At 73.9% G+C, this 391-nt stretch carries 1 protein-coding gene; it reads right to left on the bottom strand.

The genetic code is table 11. From position 1 onward, the window contains the following. On the bottom strand, positions 1 to 391 hold a 391-nt coding region (locus KBX06_RS27530; RefSeq protein WP_210839981.1), incomplete at both ends, for an acyltransferase domain-containing protein.

Below are 391 nucleotides of genomic sequence, written 5' to 3'. Positions count from 1 at the left end.
GCCTCCGGCCGGTCCCGGCGCTGCACCGCCACGGCCAGCACGGCGTCGTCGGCGGGCAGCACGTCGCCGGCCATCGCGGTCAGCACGCTCTGCGGGCCGATCTCCAGGAACGTGTCCACCCCGGCGGTACGCAGGGCGGTGACCCCGTCGGCGTACCGCACGGCCTCGCGGACGTGCCGCACCCAGTACTCCGGCGTGCGGATCTCCTCACCGGCCAGCGCACCGGTCACGTTCGACACCACCGGCACCAACGGCGCGGCGAACGTCAGCCCGTCCAGCACCGCACGGAACTCGTCGAGCATCGGCTCCATCAACGGACTGTGGAACGCGTGGCTCACCGTCAGCCGGCGAGTGCGCACGCCCCGGTCCCGCCAGAGCCGCTCGGCCTCGT

This window comes from Micromonospora sp. C31 (assembly GCF_018070575.1).
In the GTDB taxonomy this organism is placed as follows: Bacteria; Actinomycetota; Actinomycetes; order Mycobacteriales; family Micromonosporaceae; genus Micromonospora.
Note: the sequence above shows the minus strand (reverse complement) of the source record. Positions and strands in the feature narration are given on the sequence as shown.